The organism is Marixanthomonas spongiae (assembly GCF_003095375.1).
GTDB classification, from domain to species: Bacteria; Bacteroidota; Bacteroidia; order Flavobacteriales; family Flavobacteriaceae; genus Marixanthomonas; species Marixanthomonas spongiae.
Map to the genome: position 1 here is coordinate 114,957 of NZ_QEHR01000005.1, position 23,985 is coordinate 138,941.

The following is a 23,985-nucleotide window of genomic DNA, read 5'->3' on the forward strand; positions in this document are numbered from 1 at the left end:
GGGTTTAGTATATAATTAACTGAAATGTTAAAGAATATTTATGGTTTTTGGGAGTCGAGGTGTACCGAAACCACCGTCGTTTAAAACTCAATTTCCTGTTGCTGCAAGTAATTCAAAGTGTTGGGGCCTTCGTTAAAAAGCAAATCGAGAATGGACAAATTGGAAAGGAATCCGTGATTGGCTTCAAACACCTGCTTGTAAGGAGACAACTGGAACTGCTTTTCGTTTTTGGCTTTGGCCAAATAACGCAGGTTTTTAACCTCTTCCGGTTTTTTAAAGTACTCATCGGTTTGTTCCGTAGGAATTTCTAATTCCAAGAGCTCGCAAAGCACATGGAAAATACGGATGTTATGGTCTAATAGTTTTGACACGGGTGTTTTAAAAAGCGGATAGAGTTCGTCTTCATAAAACTCAAAAAAAGGCGAAGTGCGATAGGCAGTTTGTAGCGACTTCCAGTGTTGCGACTGCCAAGGAAATTCATTTTCTACCTGTACATCCTTGGTTTTTTGGCGTTTGCCAGTATGCTTTATAGGTACGTTAAGCAATAGTTTACCATTGCTGTGGGCAATATAGGCACGGGTACGGTAGGTTTGTTTTTGATAATTTCCCGAAACCTCAAAAACTACTTTCTCGGCTTTTGCAACGGCAACCATTTGTGCAATGGAAGGAAAATAAGTGGGATGTACTAAAATGGATTCCATTTCAATAAATTTAACTTGTAGAAAGTTTTCTGAAGCTTTTTTTTCTAACCTTTATTTACTTCTCTTTCTTCTTTTCCTGAAAAAATCGAAAGCGAACCATATCGCTAAGGCAATAAGGAAATACGAAAGGTACGAAACCGGTTTCCCTTTGCCACCAACGGTCGTAAAGACGCGTTCCCAACGTATTTTGTTCATAATGCCCTGTTTGCTGCCGTCCCAACTAAACCAAATAAACACAGGTTTGCCCACCACGTGGTTAAATGGAACGTAACCCCACATCCGGGCGTCTTGCGAGTTGTTTCGGTTATCGCCCATCATCCAGTAATAATCTTGCTTAAAGGTATATTCCGTTAGCGGGTTGCCATTGAGCAACACCTGGTTTTCTGATATGGAAATTTTATTGTCATAGCCCATTTCGATGCCTTCATATACTTCGATAATGCGTTGGTAAAATGGAATAGACTCTAAGTTTATGTCAACCGTTGCACCTTTCTTCGGAATATAAATAGGCCCCAAATTATCGGCATTCCACGGATACCGGTCATCATTCGGGAAAACCCCAGCATCGAATTCACCTACATCAGATTTATAGCGAAAAACTTCGGCAATGTTTGGGTTTTTCTTCAGCATATTCAGCGATTCTTCTGAAACAGCTGGTAATATATAAGCTTTTAGGTTTTCATCATAACCAATGCCATCGGTGATGTTATAACGTTCCCTGAAAATATTCGGATTCATTTTTCCTTTGGTCCTAAACGCATAGGAAAATTGTATTTTAGAGCGGTCGGGCAAATCATTTTGCTTTCCGTCTATATACACATAGCCATTGCGCACTTCCAACGAATCGCCCGGCAAACCCACGCAGCGTTTTACGTAATTTGACTTTTTATCGATAGGTTTTTGTACCGATCCCCGCATACTCCCCGGGCTTATATCTACTAACGTATCTACAGGCCAGTTGAACACCACAATATCGTTGCGCTCTATATTTTCAAAACCTGGAAACCTAAAATAAGGAATTTGTGGTTTCGGGAGGTACGATTTTGTTTTTACTACCGGAATGGTGTCGTGAACCATTGGGAACGAGAGCGGCGTCATGGGAGCCCGTGGGCCGTAGTGCATTTTGCTCACAAAAAGGAAATCACCAATCAACAACGTTTTTTCCAATGATCCTGTTGGGATGGTAAAGGGTTGCATAAAATAGGTGTGCACGATTGTTGCTGCAACAACGGCAAATAATATGGAACTCACCCATTCGCCGGTTGCCGTACGGGGTTTTAGGCTCCTGTCTTCAATATAAGTTACCTCTTGCGCATAATTGATGTAAAAAATGTACAAGCCAAGCGTGATAAGGACCAAAAACGTGTCGGCCGTACTGTTGCGACCAAAACTGCGGATGGTTTCTACCCAGACCACGGGAAACATAATCAGGTTTACAATGGGGATAAATAACAAAATGACCCACCACCACGGACGGTTGATAATTTTCATCAACACCACGGCATTATAAATGGGAACAGCGGCCTCCCAAGCTTGCCGGCCGGCTTTAATGTACAATTTCCAGGTGCCCAAAAAGTGGATTACCTGAACCAAAAGAATAAATATCAACCAACCTGTCCAACTCATGTTTTTATTTTTTACTGAAGAATGATTTCTTCTTTTAACTTTAATTTGTCTTTAAATTCAGTACGCAAAACCACGCTGCAATACTACGAAATTCCCAACACATCTTTCATGGTATATACACCACTTCCTTTTTTTACAAGCCATTCGGCAGCCAGAATGGCTCCTTTGGCAAATCCATCGCGGGTATGCGCTTCGTGTTTTATTGAAATAGTATCTATAGTTGAACGGTATGCCACGCTATGCGTCCCTTTTACGTCGCCTTCCCGTTTTGCGGAAATGGGGATAGTGTTCCCTGAACCTTCGTCCAACTTCCAGTTTTCTTTATCGGTATTTTCAATAATTCCTTCGGCTATGGTTATGGCCGTTCCGCTAGGGGCGTCTTTTTTTTCCGTATGATGGATTTCCTCTATTGAAACCGCATATTCGTCCCACGGGACCATTAATTTGGCAACATACGCATTAATGTTGAAAAATAAATTGACGCCCACACTGAAGTTGGACGCATAAATGAAGCCCGCGTTACGCTCTTCACATTTATTTAGCACGTTATTGTAATCGTCCAGCCAGCCGGTGGTGCCACAAACGATAGGGATACCTTCTGAAAAACTTCGGGTTATATTCTTAACTGCAGCTTCGGGCACTGAAAACTCAATAGCTACATCGGCATCTTTTAAGGTTCCTTCCTCAAATTCGCTATCCAGTTTGTAAACAATTTCGTGACCTTTGTCAACTGCCAGTTTTTCAATGGTCTTGCCCATTTTTCCGTATCCTAAAAGTGCTATTTTCATTATAATTTAAATCGAAATGACAAGCCGTAATTGGCTTGGATGTTTATTGGGTTAACTTCAAAACTAGGGGAAAGGGACAGGTCTTCCGTTACATTGTATTGCTGTAAATGAGCGTCAACATTGGCATCAATGATGTTCAACATGTACACTAAAACTACTGCAACTATACTGTAATCTTTATTTTTTTTTGCATTTCGCTGGGCATCGATAAGCCGTTCGGTTGAAATACCTTGAAACTCGTCGTCGCTAAATCCTGCCAAACGCCTTTTATACGCATCACGAAAGCGGTTGTAATCGTCGTCGTTTTTCAAATAAAAATAAACGCCTGTGGCCATTCCGGCATACACAATGGGGATTTTCCAATATTTTTTGTTATAGGCTTGCCCCAAGCCCGGTACCACAGCCGAATAAAATGCCGCTTTTGAAGGTGCCAACGGATTATAGGGTGTTTTGTCCAACACCGTATCCTTTACCACAATGGCGTTCTTTTTTTCAGAAACGATCACACTGTCTTTTTGTACAGCAACCGTATCAACGTCTTGTGCGAAAGCCGTCGTTGCCGCGATAAGGAATAGGATATTTAAAAGCTTAACCTTCACTTTTCAGTACCTTGAGAATGCGCAGGAAATCCTCTTTGTTTTTAAACGGAACGACCAATTGCCCCTTTCCAGATTTTGAGACTTTTACGTTCACTTTGGTTTCCAGCAGGTCTTCCAGTTCTTTTCTGCCTTTATTGGCAAACTGCGGCGTGGTTTTTTTGGAGGGCTTCTTTTTTTCGTCGGTTGATTTGTAGCTGCGCACCAAGGCTTCGGTATCGCGAACGGAGAGCTTGTCGCTCACTATTTTTTCGTAAATGTCCAGTTGCTGGTCCGGGTCTTCTACATTGATCAAGGCACGGCCGTGCCCCATAGAAATAAAGCCGTCACGCATACCGGTCTGTATAATGGGGTCGAGTTTTAAAAGGCGCAAGTAATTGGCAATAGTGGAACGGTTTTTACCTACACGATCACTTAATTCTTCTTGGGTAACCTCAATTTCTTCGATCAATCGTTGATATGAGAGAGCTATTTCAATTGGGTCTAAATCTTGCCGTTGAATGTTTTCAACCAAGGCCATTTCCAGCGACTCTTGGTCGTTCGCAATACGGATATATGCGGGAATACGCTCTAAACCTATAAGTTTGGAAGCTCGGTACCGCCGTTCTCCACTTACCAGTTGGTATTTGTTAAAGCCTAATTTTCGGACGGTAATTGGTTGAATAACACCTAACTCCTTAATGGAAGAGGCCAGTTCTCTTAAGGTTTCTTCATTAAAACTAGTACGGGGCTGAAACGGGTTTACTTCAATTGTTTCCAGGTCCAGTTCAACTATATTACCAACTACCTTATCTGCATTTTTGTCTTCGGCAGATTGTATATCGTTTGAGGGGTCTTTCAGCAAGGCGGAAAGACCACGGCCCAAGGCTTGTTTTTTTGTTGCTTTCGCCATCTATCGGTTCTAATTTTTCTCAATTAACTCTTGTGCCAAACTTAAATAATTATTGGCGCCCTTGCTACTGGCATCGTAACTGATGATGCTTTCGCCGTAGCTTGGTGCTTCACTTAAACGCACATTTCGCATAATGATTGTCTTAAAGACCATTTCATCAAAATGCTTTTTAACTTCATCGACCACTTGGTTGGAAAGGCGTAAACGCGAATCGTACATCGTTAATAACAACCCTTCTATGTCCAAGTTGTTGTTATGTATTTTCTGAACACTTTTAATGGTGTTCAACAATTTGCCCAATCCTTCCAGTGCAAAATACTCGCATTGTATTGGGATGATTACGGAATCTGCCGCCGTTAAAGCGTTTAAAGTGAGTAAACCCAAAGAAGGCGCGCAGTCTATCAATATAAAATCATAATCTTTTTTAAGGCCTTCGATGGCGTTTTTCAGCATCGATTCCCGTTTGTCTTGGTCAACCAGTTCAATTTCTATGGCCACCAAGTCTATATGCGCCGGAATAACGTCTAAATTTGGGGAAGAGGTTTGCATAATGGCGTCCTTGGCAGCTATGGTGTGTTCCAAGATCTGGTAGGTGCCGTTTTCTACTTCTTCTACATCAATGCCCAGCCCTGAGGTGGCATTTGCTTGGGGATCGGCGTCTATCAATAAAACTTTTTTTTCTAATACGCCCAGGGAGGCGGCTAAATTCACCGAGGTCGTGGTTTTGCCCACGCCACCTTTTTGATTGGCAATTGCTATTATTTTACCCATTAAGTTTGTTATGGTTTAAAGGCATAAAAATACGATTAATTATGCGGACATAAAATCATTTTTGTTAACAGAAAATGAACAATCTGTATGTTTTAAAATAAATACAGATAGGAAGTGTTGCTTATTTTAAAAATTACGATTTGTTTTTCTTAGAACGGATCATCATCTCCAGCATATCCCACATTTGGTCTGGCACTTCTTCCAAAAGATTCATCTGTCCGGCGCCTTTAAGCCATTCGCCGCCATCGATAACAACCACTTCGCCGTTTAAGTATGCGGAAAAATCTGAAACGAGATAAGCGGCCAAGTTTGCCAACTCCTGATGGTCGCCCACACGTTTTAATGGGACTTTTTTGGCGAGATCAAATTTTTCTTTTAAATCGCCCGGCAATAATCGATCCCAAGCACCTTTGGTAGGGAACGGTCCCGGAGCAATAGCATTAAACCTGATGCCGTATTTGGCCCATTCTACCGCTAAAGAACGCGTTAACGCTAACACCCCTGCTTTTGCGGTTGCACTTGGTACTACATAGGCAGATCCTGTAAAAGCATAGGTTGTTACAATGTTCAATACGGTTTTGTTTTCTTCTTTTTTATCAATCCAATGCTTTCCGAAAGCAAGCGTACAGTTTTTTGTTCCTTTTAAAACAATATCGATAATGGTATCAAACGCATTGGCCGAAAGGCGTTCGGTAGGAGAAATAAAGTTGCCTGCGGCATTGTTTAATAATACATCAACAGTACCGAATTCTTTAACCGAAGCTTCTACCATGGCTTCAACTTCGTCATAATTTCGCACATCACATTGAACGGGTAAAACTTTTCCGCCAGTCTCTTTTTCCAATTCTTTTTTTACGGTTTGTAGTTTCTCGATGTTTCTGGAAGTGATTACTACATTGGCACCTAATTCTAGAAAATAGGTGGTCATCGATTTTCCCAATCCGCTACCACCGCCGGTAACGACTATTGTTTTTCCTTTAAGTGCATCGTCGCGAAGCATTTTTGCTGAAGTATCCATAGCTGTATTTTTTAGTCTTGTAAAAATAGGCAATTGCAGTCAAATAGGGTAACAGCCAAAGGTAATAAGTGAAAGGCGGTAATATTGGTTTACGGAAAAGTTCTGTTATTCTTCTGAAACAGCATCTATTAAAATTTGAAGTATCTCAATGGCTGCATCACTAATTTTGGTTCCTGGACCATACACAGCAGTAGCTCCAGCATCGAACAAATATTGATAATCTTGCGAAGGGATTACACCTCCCACAATTACCATAATATCTTCGCGATCGTGTTCTTTTAATTCTTCAATAACTTGCGGAACCAAGGTTTTGTGTCCTGCAGCCAATGAAGAAACGCCTAAAATATGCACATCGTTCTCCACCGCTTGTTTGGCAGCTTCGGCTGGGGTTTGAAACAACGGTCCTATATCCACATCGAACCCGACATCGGCATAACCTGTTGAAACTACTTTGGCACCGCGGTCGTGACCGTCTTGCCCCATTTTTGCGATCATAATCCGGGGCCGACGACCTTCTAATTCGGCAAATTGATCTGCTAATTCCCTTGCTTTTGCAAACGATGGATCTTTCTTTATTTCGTTACTATACACGCCGCTAACCGATTTAATTTGTGCTTTATATCTTCCAAATTCTTCTTCTAAAGCATCTGAAATTTCACCCAATGTAGCCCGTTCCCGAGCTGCATCTACGGCTAAAGCTAATAAATTTCCGTCACCCGTTTTGGCACATTCGGTTAATTTTTGAAGTGTTTCTTTTACTTTTTGGGTATTTCGTTCTTTTTTAATACGCTCCAACCGTTCTATTTGCGAGGTGCGCACCTTTTGGTTGTCCACATCCAGTATTTGAAGCGGATCTTCTTTTTCCAACCTATATTTGTTGGTGCCTACAATAATATCCTGTCCGCTGTCAATTCTTGCTTGTTTGCGAGCCGAGGCTTCTTCAATACGCAGTTTTGGGATGCCTTTTTCAATGGCTTTGGTCATACCGCCTAGCTCTTCCACTTCTTCAATGAGCGCCCAAGCACTTTTAGCGATGTCATCCGTTAGCTTTTCCACATAATAACTGCCTGCCCACGGATCGACAGTCTTGGTGATTTTAGTCTCTTCTTGAAGATAAATTTGGGTATTTCGCGCAATTCGTGCTGAAAAATCGGTGGGTAGTGCTATGGCTTCATCCAAAGCATTGGTATGCAACGATTGGGTCCCGCCAAAAGCGGCGGCCGAAGCTTCAATACACGTTCGGGCTACGTTATTGAACGGATCTTGTTCGGTCAAACTCCAACCACTGGTTTGACAGTGCGTGCGCAACGATAACGATTTTGGGTTTTTAGGGTTAAATCGTTTTACCAGTTTAGCCCACAACATTCGGGCGGCCCGCATTTTGGCTATTTCCATAAAATGGTTCATCCCAATCGCCCAGAAAAAAGAAAGGCGAGGGGCAAAGGTGTCTATATCCATCCCGGCATTGATACCGGTGCGGATGTATTCCAGTCCATCTGCCAAGGTGTACGCCAACTCAATATCACAAGTGGCACCGGCTTCCTGCATGTGGTAGCCAGAAATAGAAATCGAGTTAAATCGCGGCATGTGTTTAGAAGTGAATTCAAAAATATCACTAATGATTTTCATGGAAGGCGTAGGCGGATAAATGTAGGTGTTCCGCACCATAAACTCCTTTAAAATATCGTTCTGGATGGTTCCTGCCAGGGCTTCGGGCGAAACGCCTTGTTCTTCTGCAGCAACAATGTAAAATGCCATAATGGGCAGCACGGCACCATTCATGGTCATGGAAACGCTCATTTTGTCCAAGGGAATTTGATCGAAAAGGATTTTCATATCTTCAACCGAATCGATGGCAACGCCTGCTTTTCCTACATCGCCAAAAACACGTTCGTGATCGCTGTCATAGCCGCGGTGGGTAGCTAAATCAAACGCTACCGAAAGTCCTTTTTGCCCGGCGGCCAGATTTCTGCGGTAAAAAGCGTTGCTCTCTTCGGCAGTAGAGAAACCAGCATATTGCCTGATGGTCCACGGTCGCCGCACGTACATGGTAGAGTAGGGCCCTCGCAAATAAGGCGAAATACCAGCGGCAAACTTTAAATGGTCCAAGTTTTTTAAATCGGCTGCCGAGTAGCGGTTTTTCACGTTTATTTTTTCGGAAGTGGTATAGGTTTTATTGGAAACCACTTTGTCGGTTTCCTTGGCTTCTGTTTTCTTTAAACTGATATGTTGAACGTTCTTTCTATCCATATTGATTGATTCCTCTTATGCCAAGATACACGCCAAAACATACTAACAAAATGGCTATGATAAAAATAAGTATTCGATAATATTTATGGGATGTAAGTTTTTTAAGCCTGGTTATGATGGCCAGGCCCAATATGGCAAATACAATCCCCAAAATAACGATTAATGTTTGTTCACCCATTATTTTCCTGTTTTAAGCGTTCTTGTTCCGTTTGTTCGGCCAACCGCTTTTCAATGATCGGGGCGATGATGGTTTTACGCGGCTTTATTTTTACAAAAGGGTAAAGGTCAAAAGCGTTCTTCATACGGTCTTCGGGGTTGGTATGGTAGTTGGTGCCCACCAGTTTCAACTCTTCTTGGTTGAAAAGCTGTTGCTCTTTTTCGGCACTTTCCTTTATTTTTTGCTGAATTTTCCCTTCTTTCAACTGTTTTAAAAAACCGCCGCCCTTTTCGATAGACTTGAAAAGTTCAAGGGCTTTTTCGGCCAGATCATCGGTCAGGCTTTCTATATAATACGTTCCATCTGCGGCATTGCTCACCGTATCAAAATAACTTTCTTCTTTCAACACCAATAACTGGTTGCGGCTTATGCGTTCTCCAAATTCGTTGCTTTTGTGGTACAGGGCATCATAAGGTAAGTTGCAAATGATATCGGCCCCGCCCAGAATCGCGCTCATGCACTCGGTTGTGGTACGTAGCATATTTGTGTTATAATCGTACAGTGTTTTATTGCGTTTTGAAGGTGTGGCCATAATGTGGCACGTTTCAGAAAATCCATATTCTGAAGCCAATGCGGCATACCCTTTACGGAGCGCCCTGATCTTTGCGATTTCGAAAAAGTAATTGGAACCTACTGCGAGTTTGAAAGTGATTTGAAGAGATTGCTGTATGGTTGCCCCTTCGACTTTAGCCTGTCCTGAGTTTATCGAAGGGCTCAGGGAGACATTTTCAAAATGATTTAAATACTCATTAGCATGGGCGAGGGCGTATGCCAATTGCTGCATTATGGTTGCCCCGGCATTTTGGTAGCCGGTTGTATCAATGCTGATAATGGCTTCGGAAGGGTTTTCGGAAACAAATTTTTCTAAAACCCTGTGATCCTCTTTTAAGTTATGAAACCAGTTTCCGGTTCGTGTTAAATTCCCGATTATATCGATATTGTAATGAACTGTGGCATTTTTTTTTGAAAGATATGACTTCAGGTGAAGTAAAAATTCTTCTGAAAAAAAGGTAAGGTTAAAATAAATAGGCGTTTCTTCAAAAGGAAAATTTTTGAATACTTTTTCAATAGCAAACTTTTTTTCCGCTGATAATATGATGGCCTCGGCGCCTCTTTCCACGGCATCGAGGGCCAGCTTGTTGGCAACGGCCTCGTCATCTATAAAAATATGTTGGGCAATATTCCAAGTGGTAGGTTGGCCGGAAATAGGCGGGAAGGGATTTTCGAAATCATCAGGATGGTAAAATGGTTTTACGTGAATGCCCTCTGGGCTTTGCCAGACGAGGCTCTCGTTATAATCGGCACCTTTTAAATCGGCCTGTATTTTTTGTTTCCACTCTTTGGCAGAAACGGGTGCAAATTCCTTAAATAAATCACTCATGGTCTTCCTTGTTTTTAAGGCTGTCTTCGTGCTCTATAATATAAATGTCTTCGTTTTCTCTTTTAAGATAGTATTTTTCGCGCGCAAACCGTTCTACTTCGTCACTATCTTTCATTTTTTCGATAAACGCTTTGTCTTTTTCTATTTCCGACCTATAAAATTCGGCATTTTCTTGCAGTCCTTCAATATCTTGGTCCAATTCTTCGTGGATAAACCAAGAATTGGTGTCGAAAAAAACCATCCAGACCAAGAACACCAGAATAATAAGCACGTATTTATTGCTCACGATCTTGAACCATTTTTGCTGTTTTATTTCTGAAAGTTTCACGACTCGTTTTTACTCAGTTTTTGATTGATGATGCTGCGTATTACATTAACGGCGACGGTGTTGTATTTATTGGTCGGTATAATGATATCGGCAAATTCCTTTGTAGGCTCGATAAATTGCAGGTGCATGGGCTTCAACGTGTTTTGGTAGCGGGTCAACACTTCGTCTAGATCCCTGCCGCGTTCGGCGATGTCACGTTTTAGCCTTCGTATGAGCCGTTCGTCACTGTCGGCGTGGACAAAAATTTTAATATCGAACAGTTGCCTAATTTCGGGATGGGTCAATATTAATATCCCTTCCACAATAACTACTTTTCGGGGATGGGTGGTAACGGTTTCGGCAGTGCGGTTGTGTTCTACAAAACTATACACTGGTTGCTCAAAAGGGTTTCCTTTTTTAAGTTCCTTTAAATGGTGTACCAGCAAATCGAAATCGATGGCCTGCGGATGGTCAAAATTTATCTTAATCCGTTCTTCATAAGATAGATGGGAAGTGTCTTTGTAATAGGAATCCTGTGAGATGATGCACACTTCATCTGCGGGCAATTCTTCCACTATTTGTTGTACCACGGTTGTTTTCCCACTTCCCGTGCCACCGGCAATGCCAATTATAAGCATGTTTTTTTCAGTTTTTGCAAAAATAGGGATTTAAAAAATAAAGTGCGAAGTAGGAAATGGGATTTACGGTTTACAGCTATTAAAAAGAATTAGGAACGTTTTTCCATTTCCAGCTTCGAGTTTTCAATTTCGAGCTCCCATCTTCTAGCAAACTATTTCTCCACATTTGCGACCTCTTCTTCTGTTACCATTTTTTCCTGTGTATTGCCCCAAGAGTTCATCACGTAATTCAATACATCGGCTACTTCTTTATTGCTCAAGCCCATAGCGGTCATAATACCGTTGTATTTTTTTCCGTTGACTTCAATCTCTCCGCTTTGGCCGTATTTGACGGCGTGGATGGTTTCTTCCCGTTTTTCGGTCAACCAATTGGAACCTGCCAAGGGAGGAAAAGCGTTGGGCACGCCTTTTCCGTTGGCTTGATGGCATTGCATGCAGAAATCGGTATAGAGCAAGCTACCGCGTTTTTTGCTTTCGGCCAGCTTGTCTTGTTTTTGTTGCAAAATGTATGTAGAATCCTGGTTTGCGGCAACAACTCGATTGGCAATGGTTTTTTCTTTTTTTGAATTATTACAAGCGGTAGTCGATATAAATCCTAATAGCACAAGAACCGTCTTTAGTATATTCATACGAATGGTGATTGGTGTTAAGTTGAAGTAAATTATTTTGAAATTACTTTGAAAATACCCTGTCCTTGTACGGCGATGTAGATATAACCATCTGGCCCCATTTTTACATTGCGTACCCTACCGATGTCTTGAGCGATTTTCTCGCGGCCGGTTACTTCGGTTCCGTTCAGTTTTACCAATTCAACATAATTGAACTTTAACGATCCTACCAGTACGTGCCCTTTCCAATCGGGATAGCGGTCGCCGGTTACAAAGTCCATTCCGCAGGGAGCAATAGATGGTACCCAATAATATACGGGCTGTTTCATTCCGGGTTTTTCTGTGATGTCGGTAAACTTAGTGCCACTGTAATTTACACCGTAGGATACGACTGGCCAACCGTAATTGGCGCCTTTTTCCACAATATTTATTTCGTCCCCGCCTTTAGGGCCATGCTCGTGCATCCAAATTTTTCCGGTGGTCGGGTGTTTGGCCATTCCCTGCGGATTTCGGTTTCCGTAGGTAAAAATCGCTTTTTTGGCGTTAGGTTTATCCATAAAAGGATTGTCGTTTGGGATGCTGCCGTCATCATTCAGTCTATATATTTTACCGCCATCCCGGGTTATGTCCTGCGGATTTACATCGCGGTTGCCCCGTTCCCCAATGGAGAAATAAAGGTATCCGTCATTATCAAACTCAATACGGGAGCCAAAATGCTGTCCCCTTGTTGAATTGGGGGCTGCTTTGTACAACTCTTCAATATTAGTTAACGAACCGTTTTCAAGTTTACATCGGATAAGTTTGGTGTTTCCGCCATCGCCTTCTCCTTCGGTTGAAGCGTAGGTGATATAAATCCAGCCGTTTTCAGCATAATTGGGGTGCAGTTCAATATCCAACAGCCCGCCTTGACCGCGGTTATACACTTCGGGGACATTTTTAATTTCTGTTTTGTTTCCGTCTTTAAAATGAATAAGCGCACCGGCTTTTTCGGTAATCAACATACTGCCGTCGGGCAGCCATGTCATCCCCCAAGGATTATCGAGGTTGTTGACTACCTTTTCGGTGGTGTAGTTTCTGTTGTCTTTGGTTTTTAAGGCAACGTCGTCCTTTTTTTTACGCTGTGCACAAGACGCCATAACCGTAAGACAGAGCAAAGGGAGAAGCAATTTTTTCATAACCAGTTTCTTTTGTGAAAAGGTACTAAAATCGCTTGAAATGTAAAAGCCCCTCAAGTTAATTTACCAAAGGGACTTTGCAGAAGCATTATTTTAAAGTCTAACCATGCTAAAATGATAATGGATCTCTGACTTCAAATATATGTACGGAAAAAAGATGGATTCGGTTTCTTTTCAAACAACCACTTTTATTGAAATTTTTTTTAACCTTAATCTTTGTAGGGAATATTAACATTATGAACTGTTTTTATCATTCTTTTTTTCTTGGCTTTTTTGCCTGTTCAGGGACAAAACAAAGTGGACAGTATTTAAAAACATTTAAAAGCAATTACCGAAAACAATACAGAAACAATCGATCTGCTCAATCAGCTTGTTTATGAATACTGTATTATAGACTCTAAAAAGGCTATCTAGTATGGAAATAAAGCCCTTTCCCTTTCAGAAAGCATAAAATGTACAGTCGAATGGTCTGTGTTATCAACACTCGCTACAACACACCTCTGGTACAGGCTCCAAATTGGATGTTCTGTATATCCGTTTGTTGCCTAAATCTTCATCTACCGGGCTTTTTGTTTTAAAACTGGCTTGGGCGGTACTTTGTGCTGTTGTAAAGTTGGAAAAACGGCTTCTGTCGTGTATTCCCACTAAGTTTTCAGCTTCTCGTTTTACTTCTGGGTTTTGCAATTGCGACACGTGCTGCCAAATAGTGTTGATATGCGGAAGCACTTCTACCACTACTACACTCAAAGCGGAATCTGCGGGGAGGCCCATGATTCTCAACAACTGGTTTACCTCTCCGTTGGTCCAAACGGTGGTACCGTATTTGGTGGCGTCTTTATTGCTTTTACTGAAACTTTTCAGCTTCAACACTTGTTCAAATTCAGTATAGGAAACTTTAGTGCTGAATTGTGAAAAAGCAATGTTGTTCAACAGTTCTATTTCATTAGAAGTATAACTGTCAAAAAGCTCTAATTCTTCTTTTTCGGGGGTTACTTCAATACGCCAGTCAAGTTGTTTGTCGTCCAGCAATATGTTTCGGTAGTCCAAATTGTCTGCCTGCTTTACTTGGGCATAGAGCAAGGCCCACAATTGGGTGCGCGGCGGATTGGCAGTTACGTTTTTACTTTCATGAACGGCTACAGCATAGGGGGCGGTTACCCAAAGTTTTTTTTCGTCCCTGTTGGTCGAGCAGAGTAGGGTGGGTGCCGGGTGCTGAATTCCAGTGGCCCGCAATCGTCTTCCATATCGGCCTTGCGCCGTGGTCCACACCGGCTCGTTGGTATCTGGATTTTGGTAGTGTCCTATCCTGAATTCATAAGTAAAAAACCCGAACAGTTCGTCGGCATTCGCGTGCATTCCCGCAGGGATGGGCAACAGGTAATGCCTGTCGCTGGTCGTACTTTTCTTCATGGGTTGCATGGCGTTGAGTCCAGCAAGATCATTGCTGCTGTCTTCGGTAATGATGCGTATAAATTCTGGCGAAATGGGCAGTTGCGGTTCTTTTGGTGCCTTCAGTAAATTAGGCGCGTTATTGCTGAGCAATTGGTCTGGCGCGACATTCAGCACCCTGGCAAAATAGGTGTCTTGAGGGTCGGCGATGGGTTCTTCAAACTCAATCCATAAATAGCGTTGCCTTTTAACAGTACTACTGTACGTTTCGTCCCGCTCATAAGGCGAAAGAGCGTAGCCTGCCGAAGCCACTTTTGGTACTTGGGCCGGTGGGGTGGTTATGGGCAACAGGACTTCTAATTTCTGTGATGCCGTATGGCTGTCGGCTTTATATTGTGCTTCAATGGTGTAGCTCAAAGCAATGGTGTCGGGGAAATCGGGTTGGGAAACGCTGTCCGGTTTCTCTTTGGTAGGTTCCACTGCATCAATGAAAATTATACGGGTAGCATTTCGGTTGGGGGTATCCAAAGCATCAAAAGGGGCTGTACGCATTATTTCAATATCGCCTATAAGGGCCTCGGTGCTTTCTGCTTCATCGTCACGGGTATATTTTTTAGTACGCTTTATAACGAAACTTCTTGTTTTCAAAGCATCCCACATCCAGTCGCGTTCAAGGGAAAGGCTAATGCAACATAACCAATGGTTGGCCAAATCGCCTTTGGAAGCAATGGTCAAAGATGAATGGTCTGGTGACAACGTGTGCCGTATCCTACTGGAACACCCAAATACAATACGCTCGCCTTTGGGTGCGGTCAAGGTAAGTTTGTTATTTTCAATATTCAGCTCAGCTGCCAACCGCTGGATGTTATCGGGCTGTACGTTTGCTTCTTTACCAAAGAGAAAAGAAGTGAATTTTCCATCAAACGAGGTTTCCAGATCGGGTTGCATAAAGATGCCCTGTAAGGAAGGTACCCCGGCAATTTCTTGAAACAGATTATTTTCTTCCTCAGGTATTTTATAGGTGGTAACCTGCAAGGTTTCCCCATAACGATTGTCCATTTGTTTGTTGCCGTTATTGATTACCCCGAAATAAAGTTCAGGGTTCTCTTTTTCTTCACAAACGGCACGCAGGGTTAACCGCACGGTTCTTCCCGTTGGAAGCACAATTTGCGAAAGGTCGTCGATAGCTGAAGTTAGGTTAAAATCGTTCGTAATATCTACTTCATCTCCCGTATGCAGCACCGAAACATCCACATATTCAATGGGAATGTTCAGGTTGGCATCATAATCGTCGTCTGTATTTATGGTTGGAAAACTTCGATACGTGGTATATAGGTGCACATAGTCCTCTTGCCCTGAAACACTATCGAGCTTGTCCAATTTAAGGGATTGTATTTCTACGATCACTTCCACCCGGTCCACATCTGGGTCGGCAATGCCCAGACCGGTGCGGTGTTCGGCATTCACTGACAGATCATCTTCAATGGTTGTACTTAAGGTGGATTGATCGATCAGCCGTTGTATTGGGTTTTGGTACTTTCCGGTAAAAACAACGGCCGGATATCCCAATTTTGGACGTTTGAGGTTTAATTCTGAAATTTCAGAAACAGTGTCAGTATTTGCTATGGTGTCATCGTCGTTACCGGTGGGTTGTAGTTCGGCCACAATGGGCTGGTTGGGCGAAATGAAGCGTTTTAGCCGGGTAGTGGTTGTGTTTGATGCGGTTTCTTGAATGGGATTGGTTTCAATACTGGGGGCACCACCGCTTATGTCCATCATCCGCGCCCTGAACTCATAGTTAAGCCCATAACGCAGTAAGGTTTCCAAAGGGCCTGGACTGTACAATTGGTTCAATTGATTGTCTGCCCCGCCTTCAGAAACACCTGTTCCTGTGGTTATTGGGTTTCCATCATCATCGTAGGTTGGGTCTCCATTTTCATCCAATACGGGTATTTCTTCATCTGCCTCCAAACCTTCGCTGGTATTTTGATATATTGCTGCTGCATCGGGGTCGGGCAAAACAATATTATGTCCGTTCCAGCCACCGTAATACATAGGCAGCCAATAATTAAGGCCGCTACGGCCATCGATTTGAATGGGATATACCTGAAAGGGCAATTCCCCTTCAAAATCCCCAATTACAATGGGGTTATCGGTATTTCCCGGTTGCCGGAACAAGACAAGCGGTTGGTTGCTGGACACCAAATTGAGCGATTCCCATTCATTTTCCGGTTCAGCAGTTTGCCGCACGTCCAGGACATACCCAAAAACACCTACGGGAGCGTCCAACCGATCGGCAGGCCCTACCGAAGTATCAATCATCAATTGCCGCATATAGCGCTCCAGTATTTGTACATCGTCAAAAGCAAACTGAATGCCCACATCCTTTACGGGGTAGTTTCCATCACTTTCTTCCACAATCATATCGCGGTTTCGGGGTTGAAAGGTGTGAATGATCTTCGTAAAACCATCGTCATAATCGGCTGCTTCAATAAACAATCTATCGTAGTTGCCAGAATGGGTTTGCAGCACCGGAAACTGCACAGCAGCAAACACTTGCCGTGCTTCTCCTGGAACAAGGGCCGGGATACGGGCCGCATAATGCTTGATAAAGGTGGGGTCTGCGTCTTTTTGGTCAAAATAACTACTGTTTTCGGTGGTGTCTATGTATAGATACCCCCCATCGGGGAAGGTGTTTTCATCAATCGGAACTTGGGTGGTAAATATCATTCCGGCCTCCCGCGCCAATAGTGGTTGCCGCAATAAATAAGCAAATACTTTCCCCCAACTTACGGCATCGGTACTTTGTTGAAAATTAGGGTTGAATTTTCCGTCCTTGATGGCACAGTGGTAACTGTCATCGGTAACGGCATTGGGGTTGTCTATGGATTGCATGCCGGATACTTCAAAAAATGTCTTCGGAATATATTTTTTAACCGAATTTTCCTGTGTGCGCGGGGCTTCTGGCTTGCGGTCTGCAGGCAGGTTTTCCAGCGTGTTGGTCGCGTTGTCCATCCCCACATCGTCAATATTGAAATGCTGCGCCAAGGCCTCAAAAATATCCCGGGCATTTTCAGGTTGGGATACGCTTAACGGAATACCTTGTCCGGCTTGCGGTAAGGGCAACGGGTTAATGGTAAAGCCCGACTGTATTTTGGCGGTAAATTCAAACGCTGCATCGGCAAAAGCCGTATCTGAATTAGGAATGGGCGGGGTACCTACAATGGCAGGTGCCAACGGATTTTGGTCGCGCGGCAGCACCACAATATTCAAGTGGAGGTTTTCCCCATCGAAAAATTGGGGAAAAGTGAGTATGGTAAAACGTTGGTTCGGTTCCATAATGATATATTTTATGCAATCTGGCGTTGTTCCTGCCAAGATTCTGAAAAACTGATGTTAATGATAAATGCAATGCTGATGTCCAGCCCAAATGTGACCTGGCAGGCCATATCGGTTCGTTCTTCGCCACTGGGCAAAGCTTTTCGCGATACCGTACCTTTTGCTTCTATACGGATAGTGATAGAAACGATGCCGCCAAGAATTTCGGCGTGGCCTTCAAACAGGAGGATGCCGGTTACTTCCAAAAGCCCTTCCGCAGCGAAAACTTCAACGCCTACCATAAACAGTACGCTTACATTGCCGGCAACGGGCAAGCCTACCACGATCTGGGCACCAAACCCGAATTTCATCCGTAGTGAAGGGCCCAATTTCGTGTCGGCCGCAATATCCAGGTTTACTTGTCCAAGGGCATAAATGGTTGCTGCCGATACCGATACGCACATAACCGAAAGCCTTCCGTAGAAGCCCAAGAAACCACCAGCCGATGGTATGAGTTCATTTGCGTCGTTGGTCACTTTTAATGCAGCATTGAAATAAGCGCCTAACCTGAGGCCCGCTTCCAGTTTCAATGGGGTGTTGGGATTGTTGTAAACTTCGTCGGGTACAGGGAAACGAACGGCGGGGATTTCTTTAGAAGCTTCCAATTTATATTCCCAGCTTCCAGCTTTGTTGCTCATGGCCAGTTTTAGGCCATTGGCGACCGCGGAGGCATATTTGCCTCCTTGCAGTTGCTGTAAAATTTGCAATATTTCAATTACCGGTTCTAGTACTGGGGAAAATTCTATTTTAGGTTTTGGATAACTGGCCTCTTCACCTTTTTTGGAATCCCAACTGCCACTAATGCGCATCAAACGGTCAATCCCGGCAAGATCGACGACCAAGGCGACATTCTCCATTTTGCTCTTCCAGCTTTCAGCGACATCTTGGGCAAGCGAATCGATGTTAAAGTCCAGTTCGCCCTTAGTTTCGTTATCGTCTTTTCCTTTATATTCAATATAGATGCGGAAATTTCCATCGCCTAAATTCACGAGTTCAAATTCGGTATCCGGCAGGTCAAAGTTGGTAATGTTTTCCTTGATCAATTGATAGCCTTGCTGTTTTGCATTATCTATGGTATCTGAAATATCCATCAACTGGAACACTTGCTCGCCCAGATCGGTCAAGTTTCCGGTGGGGAAAGGGTTGGTGCCACCCGCCGATAACGGGATGACATCGCCAAAGTTGGTGTCCGCATCGCCGATATTGGGAAAAATCCCTTTGGAATTCACGATCCTGAAGGCATCTACAAACAAGGGTGGTACCTTGCTCATCAATTGTTTGGAGCCAAATTCAAAAGAAGGGTTGATCACCAAGGCTTTTTGGGTGTCGGTACTCTGTAAGAACCCGTAGTTAATGGTAGCATCTATAGGTTGCCGTAATAATTCGGAAGGTTCGGCTATGCGCAACAAGGCTTCTTCCGGTTTCGTGTCTATTTCAACTTCCAAGTCGTTTTTCCGAACCACCTTGCCTTCCCGTATTACCGGGATGCTCAAATCTTCGGGAACAGGACTCACATCACCATTGGCCCGTTCATGCTTTACCATACTCCAAGCCCCGTCTTTTGGCAACATGACACTGCCGCGGCCAGCTAAGGCAAATACAATGGAACTGCCATCGTCGCCAAACGAATTATTAAAGCCAAACTGGTTTAAGACCATACGCTGGTCGCTGTTGGCCAGATTGACCTCACAAGAAATAGGCCCGCCAATAGCGCCCAATTGTACCGTAACGAGATTGCGCAATATTTCTTTGGAAATAGGGATACCTCGGGGGCCTACTTGTACATATCCCACTATCTTTTTGGAAGGAACTATTTTTTTTGGATCTCCGTGGATCGTTTTTTCAACAAAACCAGCCGTAACGTTCTCCACTTCTATATCGGCATCAAAATAAACGGGTTGCAACTTAAAGTCAAGTAAATCGCCAATATTGGGATTATCGACATACAGGCCATTTTCGTCAACGATCTTTTCAGAGACCATCTGGCCTTCTTCTGCCTTTATTTCTTCGGTTTCAATGATATTTTGGACATTATACAGTTTTTTGATGATGCCCGGATGGATTTCAAAAGGGGAGTCTATTTCGGTTTTTTCGTCTGGGGTGATATTCACGAAATACCGGAAATCGAAATTACCATCGCTCTCTGCCCGCCAGCCCGAATCGTGGCGATACACGTAGCCTGAAGAGACCCTGAAAATGGTAATGGTGCGCACCACCTTTATGGCCCAAGGATAGATAATACTTTTTACTTGAATGATCTCGTGCGCACAACGCCCAACCCAAACATCGAATTTGGCTTGGCTGGTTGCCGCAAAAGCCGCTCCTGGATTGAGCCAATTGCTGAACGTACTGGCACCATACCCACTTAAATCGATACGGGTTAACGGTACACCGCGCTGCCGGATTAAATTATAAGGCTGTAAAAGGAACTCGTTGTTGAATATATCGGTCACTGTGCGGCCTAAAGTACTATCGCCAGTAGGATTTCCTGTAAAGTCAAGAATATTGTTCACTTGCAGGGTGCTGCCTACGAACATATTGGATTCCCCGTTTATGAAAGCCTCGCCAGCATCCAATTGCAATTGGCGGCCTCCTTTCACATCGTTTTCAAAATCTTCGGAATTGAACGAAAAACGTGATCCCTCGCGAACATCGGTTCCGCCTCCTTCCAACGGGACTTCGTGTTCTTGTTCGAGCAAGGCCATTGCCCGAAGCCCAAAGGGTAAGGTAAATATGGAAAGTGCCTTAAAGGTGTCTGGATCGCTTTCAAATTTTTGATTGATGTAATTTGTCAATGGGATTGGGGCCAAAGCAACGGAATCTTCCCCCGTATTGATAATATGCATCGGTCCCCCGTCGTTTGGGTAATAATTGGGGCCTAAAGGGGGATCACCTTCAATTTGAGGGTTGGTAAGGTTTTGCACCGGTTCCCAAGAAATCTGGGGTACGGTAAAGGTTTTAACATTTATTCCCCGGCTTACCACCTCCATGTCCTGCACCTGAATGGGGTAGGCATCTTGTCCGGTGTTGGAGGTACGGTGTGTCAATGCCTGGTTTTCACGGCCTCGGTAAAACAGGTTGAAACTGATGCCGAAAAGATCGGCATTGGAGCTCACATCGAGCAGGGAAAACCAATCCCTACGAAAATTGTCGGTAGCCCGTTGCCATATAGCATCGAGATTTGGCAATGGTTTTTTCGGACGTCTATCGGAGCTGCGTGTGGTAGCTTCATGTTCAACAGCTTGCCTCAAAAAAGAGGGGTTTTCTGTAGCCTGTCTTTCTTCTGAAGCCCTATTGCCACTTGTAGCAAATGCGGTAGTAGCGCCTTTGATAGGTTTTTCAACCGATAGAAAGGATGTTGAAGCAATATCGGGTTCTGAAGTTTCCGGTTCATTTGAATTTTTCTGTTTCGATTCTTCCAAGGAAATACCTCCGAATTGATTGTTAAGCGGTGCAAAATGAAAGGACACGGATACGGCATCTGTTGTTTCTTCAGCATCTATAGGCTCCCACTGTACCCTACATACCAACCATGTGGTTATTTGCGGTCCCACGGCGGTAGTGCCCACGGTGGATCTTGGGCGGTCTTTTTCATTGCGCCTTAAAATGCCCAAATTGGCCGCATAGGGGTCAGGCAAGGTGGGGATGTAGCGGTAGAGCCCGAAGGTTAAAAAGAGTGTTCCTTCAGTAACTTTCAGGTAATCGTTGGAAAGGCTTCCGAACAACAAACAACCATTTGGCTGGCTTACGGTAAAGAGTGCATTTTTGAGCGCCAAGGCAAATTTTTTGGGTTTGTAGTCCTTTTCACCGCTACTTTCATAATCATCTTGAATTAAATTATCATCGAACAGGTACACCAGTTTGTTGGCATCGCTCACGGCCAACATTAAAAGGGAGTTAAGTGATTTTACTTTTGGGGGTTTTCCATTTACCTTAACGGGGCGGTCTATTTTAAACTCGGCATGGGTAAGGGAGGATATCAATTCATATCCACTGGCATGATTGAAGTAAAAAAATGGATTGGGTTTTGGAAAGGTCAAGATTACTTTCGTCCCAAATGGATTATTTTCGTCCTTCCAGAGGTTGAATTCCTGCAACGCGTGGGCATTTTTCGCTTGGGTATCGGCAACTAAGATGCTTCCGGGTGCAAATAGCCAGTTTGGGGCTTGCAGGCCAATTGCGGAACCGGACAAGCCACTCCAATGTGCCGAAACACCTTGCGATGTCCGTAATAATATAGCCCCGATGCCTTGGGCTTTTGTGATTTGTGAAATATCGATAAAGGCTACGGGCAAGGCCCAAGCGCTACCGTTGATTTGTGCGTTGCCAGAAAGGGTATTGAACGTTGAAAGGGCTTCGGAAACCTCAAAGGACTGTTGTGAGACCTGCCAAGGGATTTCAATACTGCTGCTTTGCGAATTGTATTGAGTCTGGCTTCCTTCTTGCCAATTAAAATCCATGGCCTGTCCATACACCTGAAGGCTGGATTCACTTACACTATCGATGCTGCGGCCTTGAGCAGAAAAATGAAAGTTGAAGTGCTCGGGCAGTTGCAGTTCCATGTTACGGGCATCTTCACCAAAACCGCTGTTTTCATCGGCACCTTCTACCTCTGGCTGTTCCAGATTGAGCTGTACGGTTATAATGGCGTTGGCACTAACGGTTAGTTTGCCATTTATAATGGTTGGCGCTTCACTTAACGCAATGGTACCGCCACTTAAGGTCAAGCCTGTGTAAGCTCCCGTGGGCGCACCGGCATCCAAAAAAGACGATGCTATCCAAATACTGCCTTTGGAAAGGCTAAATGTATTGTTTCGGCTCCTGGAAATGATATCGCTCAAAGGTTGGGTCCCCAACTGGATCAAAGGTGTTTTAAACAGTAAAACCGGATTGTTCACTCCTTGAATGTACAGTTTGACAAACTTTTGAATAGGAAAAAAGTCGAACCAAATGTTTCTGCCATCTTTTTGAATGAACGGACCTATTGTTTTTTCGGCTTTGGCGCCTACAGCCCAATCTGGGTTGGAGTTTGGCAACATAGGGTGCTGTAGGGGCGTTTCCCGCTTAGCCACCCGGTATTGGGGCATATCTTTGTTTTTGGTAAGACGTTTGGATATACCAGATATACGTTTAGAAGTTTCTTTGGAAATTTTATCGTCAAAAAACAGATCGGATTTTTCGAAAGAGAATGCCTTTTTAGCAGGTCTACAGGCATCCACAGTAAAGGAAGACTGGGACATAAGCTCGCCCAACTCATCAAATTTACGTTTTGCCTCTTTATCTGTAATGATAAGGTGACCTACCCAAGCGTTGAGGGTTGCATCTAAATCTTTGGTTTCCATGCGTTAGGTTGTTGCTGCCATTTGGTCGCCAAAGTGATAAGGCGGTATGGACAAGTTGGTTACACAAAATTTAGAGGAGCAGTATGGGATCGGTAGGTAAGGGAATCCGATAATATAGATTATAAATGTAGCGCAAAACGGCAAGACGGACAATCCCTATTTATAGTGATTTTATACGGACTGCTACAAGGTATGTTGGCGGGCAGCTTTGTTGATGAGCTGGGCCGTGTTTTTAACTTCAAACTTTTGAAGAAGATGCTTGCGGTGCGAAGTAACGGTATGGCTGCTTATAAAAAGCAGTTGTGCAATTTTCTTGGTGCTGTGGCCCTCTGCCAATAAGTTGAGCACTTGATGTTCCCGGGCCGAAATCTCAACAGGGATGGGACTGGTTGTAAGAAGCTTTTTTTCAGTGATGTCCAATAATTCGCTAATGTGTACCTTTGGCGACACATCGAAAAAAAAATTAAGTAACAGACAGGTTTTTTCTTTTTTGAACACCGAAATTTCTTGTTTAAGCACGCGCCAGTTTCCTTTGGCATCCTTAAAGCGATATGCAGAAAATTTGGTCTCGTTAGATAGGTTTTCCTTGCTGTTGCGCAACGTTTCAGAAAGTTGTTGTTGAAATATTTTGATATGGCCAGGATCGATTTTCCTTTGCCAAAATTTCCAACCGCCCAAACCTACGGTGTTCCCCGAATAACCCAAAATTTTTTCAAATGAATCGCTGCAGAACAAAAATAGTTTTTGTTTAACATCGAATACGCTTACCATGATTTGGTGCTGGTCTTTGCAGATCAACGAAATTTGTTTTAGCACCCCTGCAATCGAAGGGTCTAAGGGGATATTGTTGTTGTGGGTGTTGGTTTGTAAAAACATGACCCATAAAATTAACACAAACCATTTAATTA

The 23,985-nt window shown here is 43.5% G+C and carries 16 protein-coding genes; all 16 read right to left on the minus strand.

The features are described 5' to 3' along the window. Positions 1-80: 80 nt before the first annotated feature. The 16 genes from DDV96_RS08735 to DDV96_RS08815 all read right to left on the minus strand — a co-directional run bounded on the left by DDV96_RS08735 (position 81) and on the right by DDV96_RS08815 (position 23,953). Entirely contained in the window at positions 81-701 is a 621-nt protein-coding gene (locus DDV96_RS08735; RefSeq protein WP_116694382.1) for a WbqC family protein, read from the minus strand. Positions 702-752: 51 nt separating this feature from the next. Continuing rightward, positions 753-2,327, minus strand: a complete 1,575-nt coding sequence (lepB, locus tag DDV96_RS08740) for a signal peptidase I (RefSeq protein WP_116694383.1) — start codon at positions 2,325-2,327, stop codon at positions 753-755. Positions 2,328-2,410: 83 nt separating this feature from the next. Beyond that, on the minus strand, positions 2,411-3,115 hold the full coding sequence (gene dapB, locus DDV96_RS08745) for a 4-hydroxy-tetrahydrodipicolinate reductase (protein WP_116694384.1): 705 nt from the start codon (positions 3,113-3,115) through the stop codon (positions 2,411-2,413). Continuing rightward, positions 3,115-3,714 (minus strand): DUF5683 domain-containing protein, encoded by a 600-nt coding sequence (locus DDV96_RS08750; RefSeq protein WP_116694385.1) that lies wholly within the window; start codon positions 3,712-3,714, stop codon positions 3,115-3,117. Before DDV96_RS08750 ends, dapB begins: the two co-directional genes overlap by 1 nt. Further along, the gene (locus DDV96_RS08755) at positions 3,704-4,603 is read right to left on the minus strand and encodes a ParB/RepB/Spo0J family partition protein (protein ID WP_116694386.1); all 900 of its coding nucleotides are present in this window, start codon (positions 4,601-4,603) and stop codon (positions 3,704-3,706) included. The genes DDV96_RS08750 and DDV96_RS08755 overlap by 11 nt, the downstream gene beginning before the upstream one ends. Positions 4,604-4,612: 9 nt before the next feature. Then, complete coding sequence (locus tag DDV96_RS08760; protein ID WP_116694387.1) at positions 4,613-5,374, minus strand: ParA family protein; 762 nt, start codon at positions 5,372-5,374, stop codon at positions 4,613-4,615. A gap of 133 nt (positions 5,375-5,507) precedes the next feature. Further along, entirely contained in the window at positions 5,508-6,392 is an 885-nt protein-coding gene (locus DDV96_RS08765; RefSeq protein WP_116694388.1) for an SDR family oxidoreductase, read from the minus strand. 105 nt (positions 6,393-6,497) lie between these two features. After that, a complete protein-coding gene (gene scpA / locus DDV96_RS08770; RefSeq protein WP_116694389.1) occupies positions 6,498-8,642 on the minus strand; it encodes a methylmalonyl-CoA mutase in 2,145 nt (714 codons plus the stop codon). Positions 8,643-8,812: 170 nt separating this feature from the next. Then, positions 8,813-10,240, minus strand: coding sequence for a methylmalonyl-CoA mutase subunit beta (locus tag DDV96_RS08780; RefSeq protein WP_116694391.1), 1,428 nt, complete (start codon positions 10,238-10,240; stop codon positions 8,813-8,815). Continuing rightward, complete coding sequence (locus DDV96_RS08785) at positions 10,233-10,568, minus strand: FtsB family cell division protein (RefSeq protein ID WP_116694392.1); 336 nt, start codon at positions 10,566-10,568, stop codon at positions 10,233-10,235. Before DDV96_RS08785 ends, DDV96_RS08780 begins: the two co-directional genes overlap by 8 nt. Beyond that, positions 10,565-11,185 carry a uridine kinase gene (gene udk / locus DDV96_RS08790; protein ID WP_116694393.1) on the minus strand — a complete coding sequence of 207 codons (621 nt, stop codon included), beginning with the start codon at positions 11,183-11,185 and terminating at the stop codon, positions 10,565-10,567. Before udk ends, DDV96_RS08785 begins: the two co-directional genes overlap by 4 nt. A 152-nt stretch (positions 11,186-11,337) precedes the next feature. Next, positions 11,338-11,814, minus strand: coding sequence for a c-type cytochrome (locus DDV96_RS08795; protein ID WP_116694394.1), 477 nt, complete (start codon positions 11,812-11,814; stop codon positions 11,338-11,340). Between the two features lie 32 nt (positions 11,815-11,846). Next, complete coding sequence (locus DDV96_RS08800) at positions 11,847-12,968, minus strand: PQQ-dependent sugar dehydrogenase (protein WP_116694570.1); 1,122 nt, start codon at positions 12,966-12,968, stop codon at positions 11,847-11,849. 477 nt (positions 12,969-13,445) lie between these two features. Then, entirely contained in the window at positions 13,446-17,696 is a 4,251-nt protein-coding gene (locus DDV96_RS08805) for a hypothetical protein (protein WP_116694395.1), read from the minus strand. Positions 17,697-17,707: 11 nt separating this feature from the next. Next, positions 17,708-23,077, minus strand: coding sequence for a hypothetical protein (locus DDV96_RS08810; RefSeq protein WP_116694396.1), 5,370 nt, complete (start codon positions 23,075-23,077; stop codon positions 17,708-17,710). Positions 23,078-23,260: 183 nt separating this feature from the next. Then, complete coding sequence (locus DDV96_RS08815) at positions 23,261-23,953, minus strand: LuxR C-terminal-related transcriptional regulator (protein ID WP_116694397.1); 693 nt, start codon at positions 23,951-23,953, stop codon at positions 23,261-23,263. Positions 23,954-23,985: the final 32 nt, after the last annotated feature.

Excerpts from the sequence above, each read along its gene's own strand:
- DDV96_RS08735 (WP_116694382.1), bottom strand. The coding sequence starts at position 701 with ATGGAATCCATTTTAGTACATCCCACTTATTTTCCTTCCATTGCACAA.
- lepB (WP_116694383.1), bottom strand. The coding sequence starts at position 2,327 with ATGAGTTGGACAGGTTGGTTGATATTTATTCTTTTGGTTCAGGTAATC.
- dapB (WP_116694384.1), bottom strand. The coding sequence starts at position 3,115 with ATGAAAATAGCACTTTTAGGATACGGAAAAATGGGCAAGACCATTGAA.
- DDV96_RS08755 (WP_116694386.1), bottom strand. The coding sequence starts at position 4,603 with ATGGCGAAAGCAACAAAAAAACAAGCCTTGGGCCGTGGTCTTTCCGCC.
- DDV96_RS08760 (WP_116694387.1), bottom strand. The coding sequence starts at position 5,374 with ATGGGTAAAATAATAGCAATTGCCAATCAAAAAGGTGGCGTGGGCAAA.
- DDV96_RS08765 (WP_116694388.1), bottom strand. The coding sequence starts at position 6,392 with ATGGATACTTCAGCAAAAATGCTTCGCGACGATGCACTTAAAGGAAAA.
- scpA (WP_116694389.1), bottom strand. The coding sequence starts at position 8,642 with ATGGATAGAAAGAACGTTCAACATATCAGTTTAAAGAAAACAGAAGCC.
- DDV96_RS08780 (WP_116694391.1), bottom strand. The coding sequence starts at position 10,240 with ATGAGTGATTTATTTAAGGAATTTGCACCCGTTTCTGCCAAAGAGTGG.
- udk (WP_116694393.1), bottom strand. The coding sequence starts at position 11,185 with ATGCTTATAATTGGCATTGCCGGTGGCACGGGAAGTGGGAAAACAACC.
- DDV96_RS08795 (WP_116694394.1), bottom strand. The coding sequence starts at position 11,814 with ATGAATATACTAAAGACGGTTCTTGTGCTATTAGGATTTATATCGACT.
- DDV96_RS08800 (WP_116694570.1), bottom strand. The coding sequence starts at position 12,968 with ATGAAAAAATTGCTTCTCCCTTTGCTCTGTCTTACGGTTATGGCGTCT.
- DDV96_RS08805 (WP_116694395.1), bottom strand. The coding sequence starts at position 17,696 with ATGGAACCGAACCAACGTTTTACCATACTCACTTTTCCCCAATTTTTC.
- DDV96_RS08810 (WP_116694396.1), bottom strand. The coding sequence starts at position 23,077 with ATGGAAACCAAAGATTTAGATGCAACCCTCAACGCTTGGGTAGGTCAC.
- DDV96_RS08815 (WP_116694397.1), bottom strand. The coding sequence starts at position 23,953 with ATGTTTTTACAAACCAACACCCACAACAACAATATCCCCTTAGACCCT.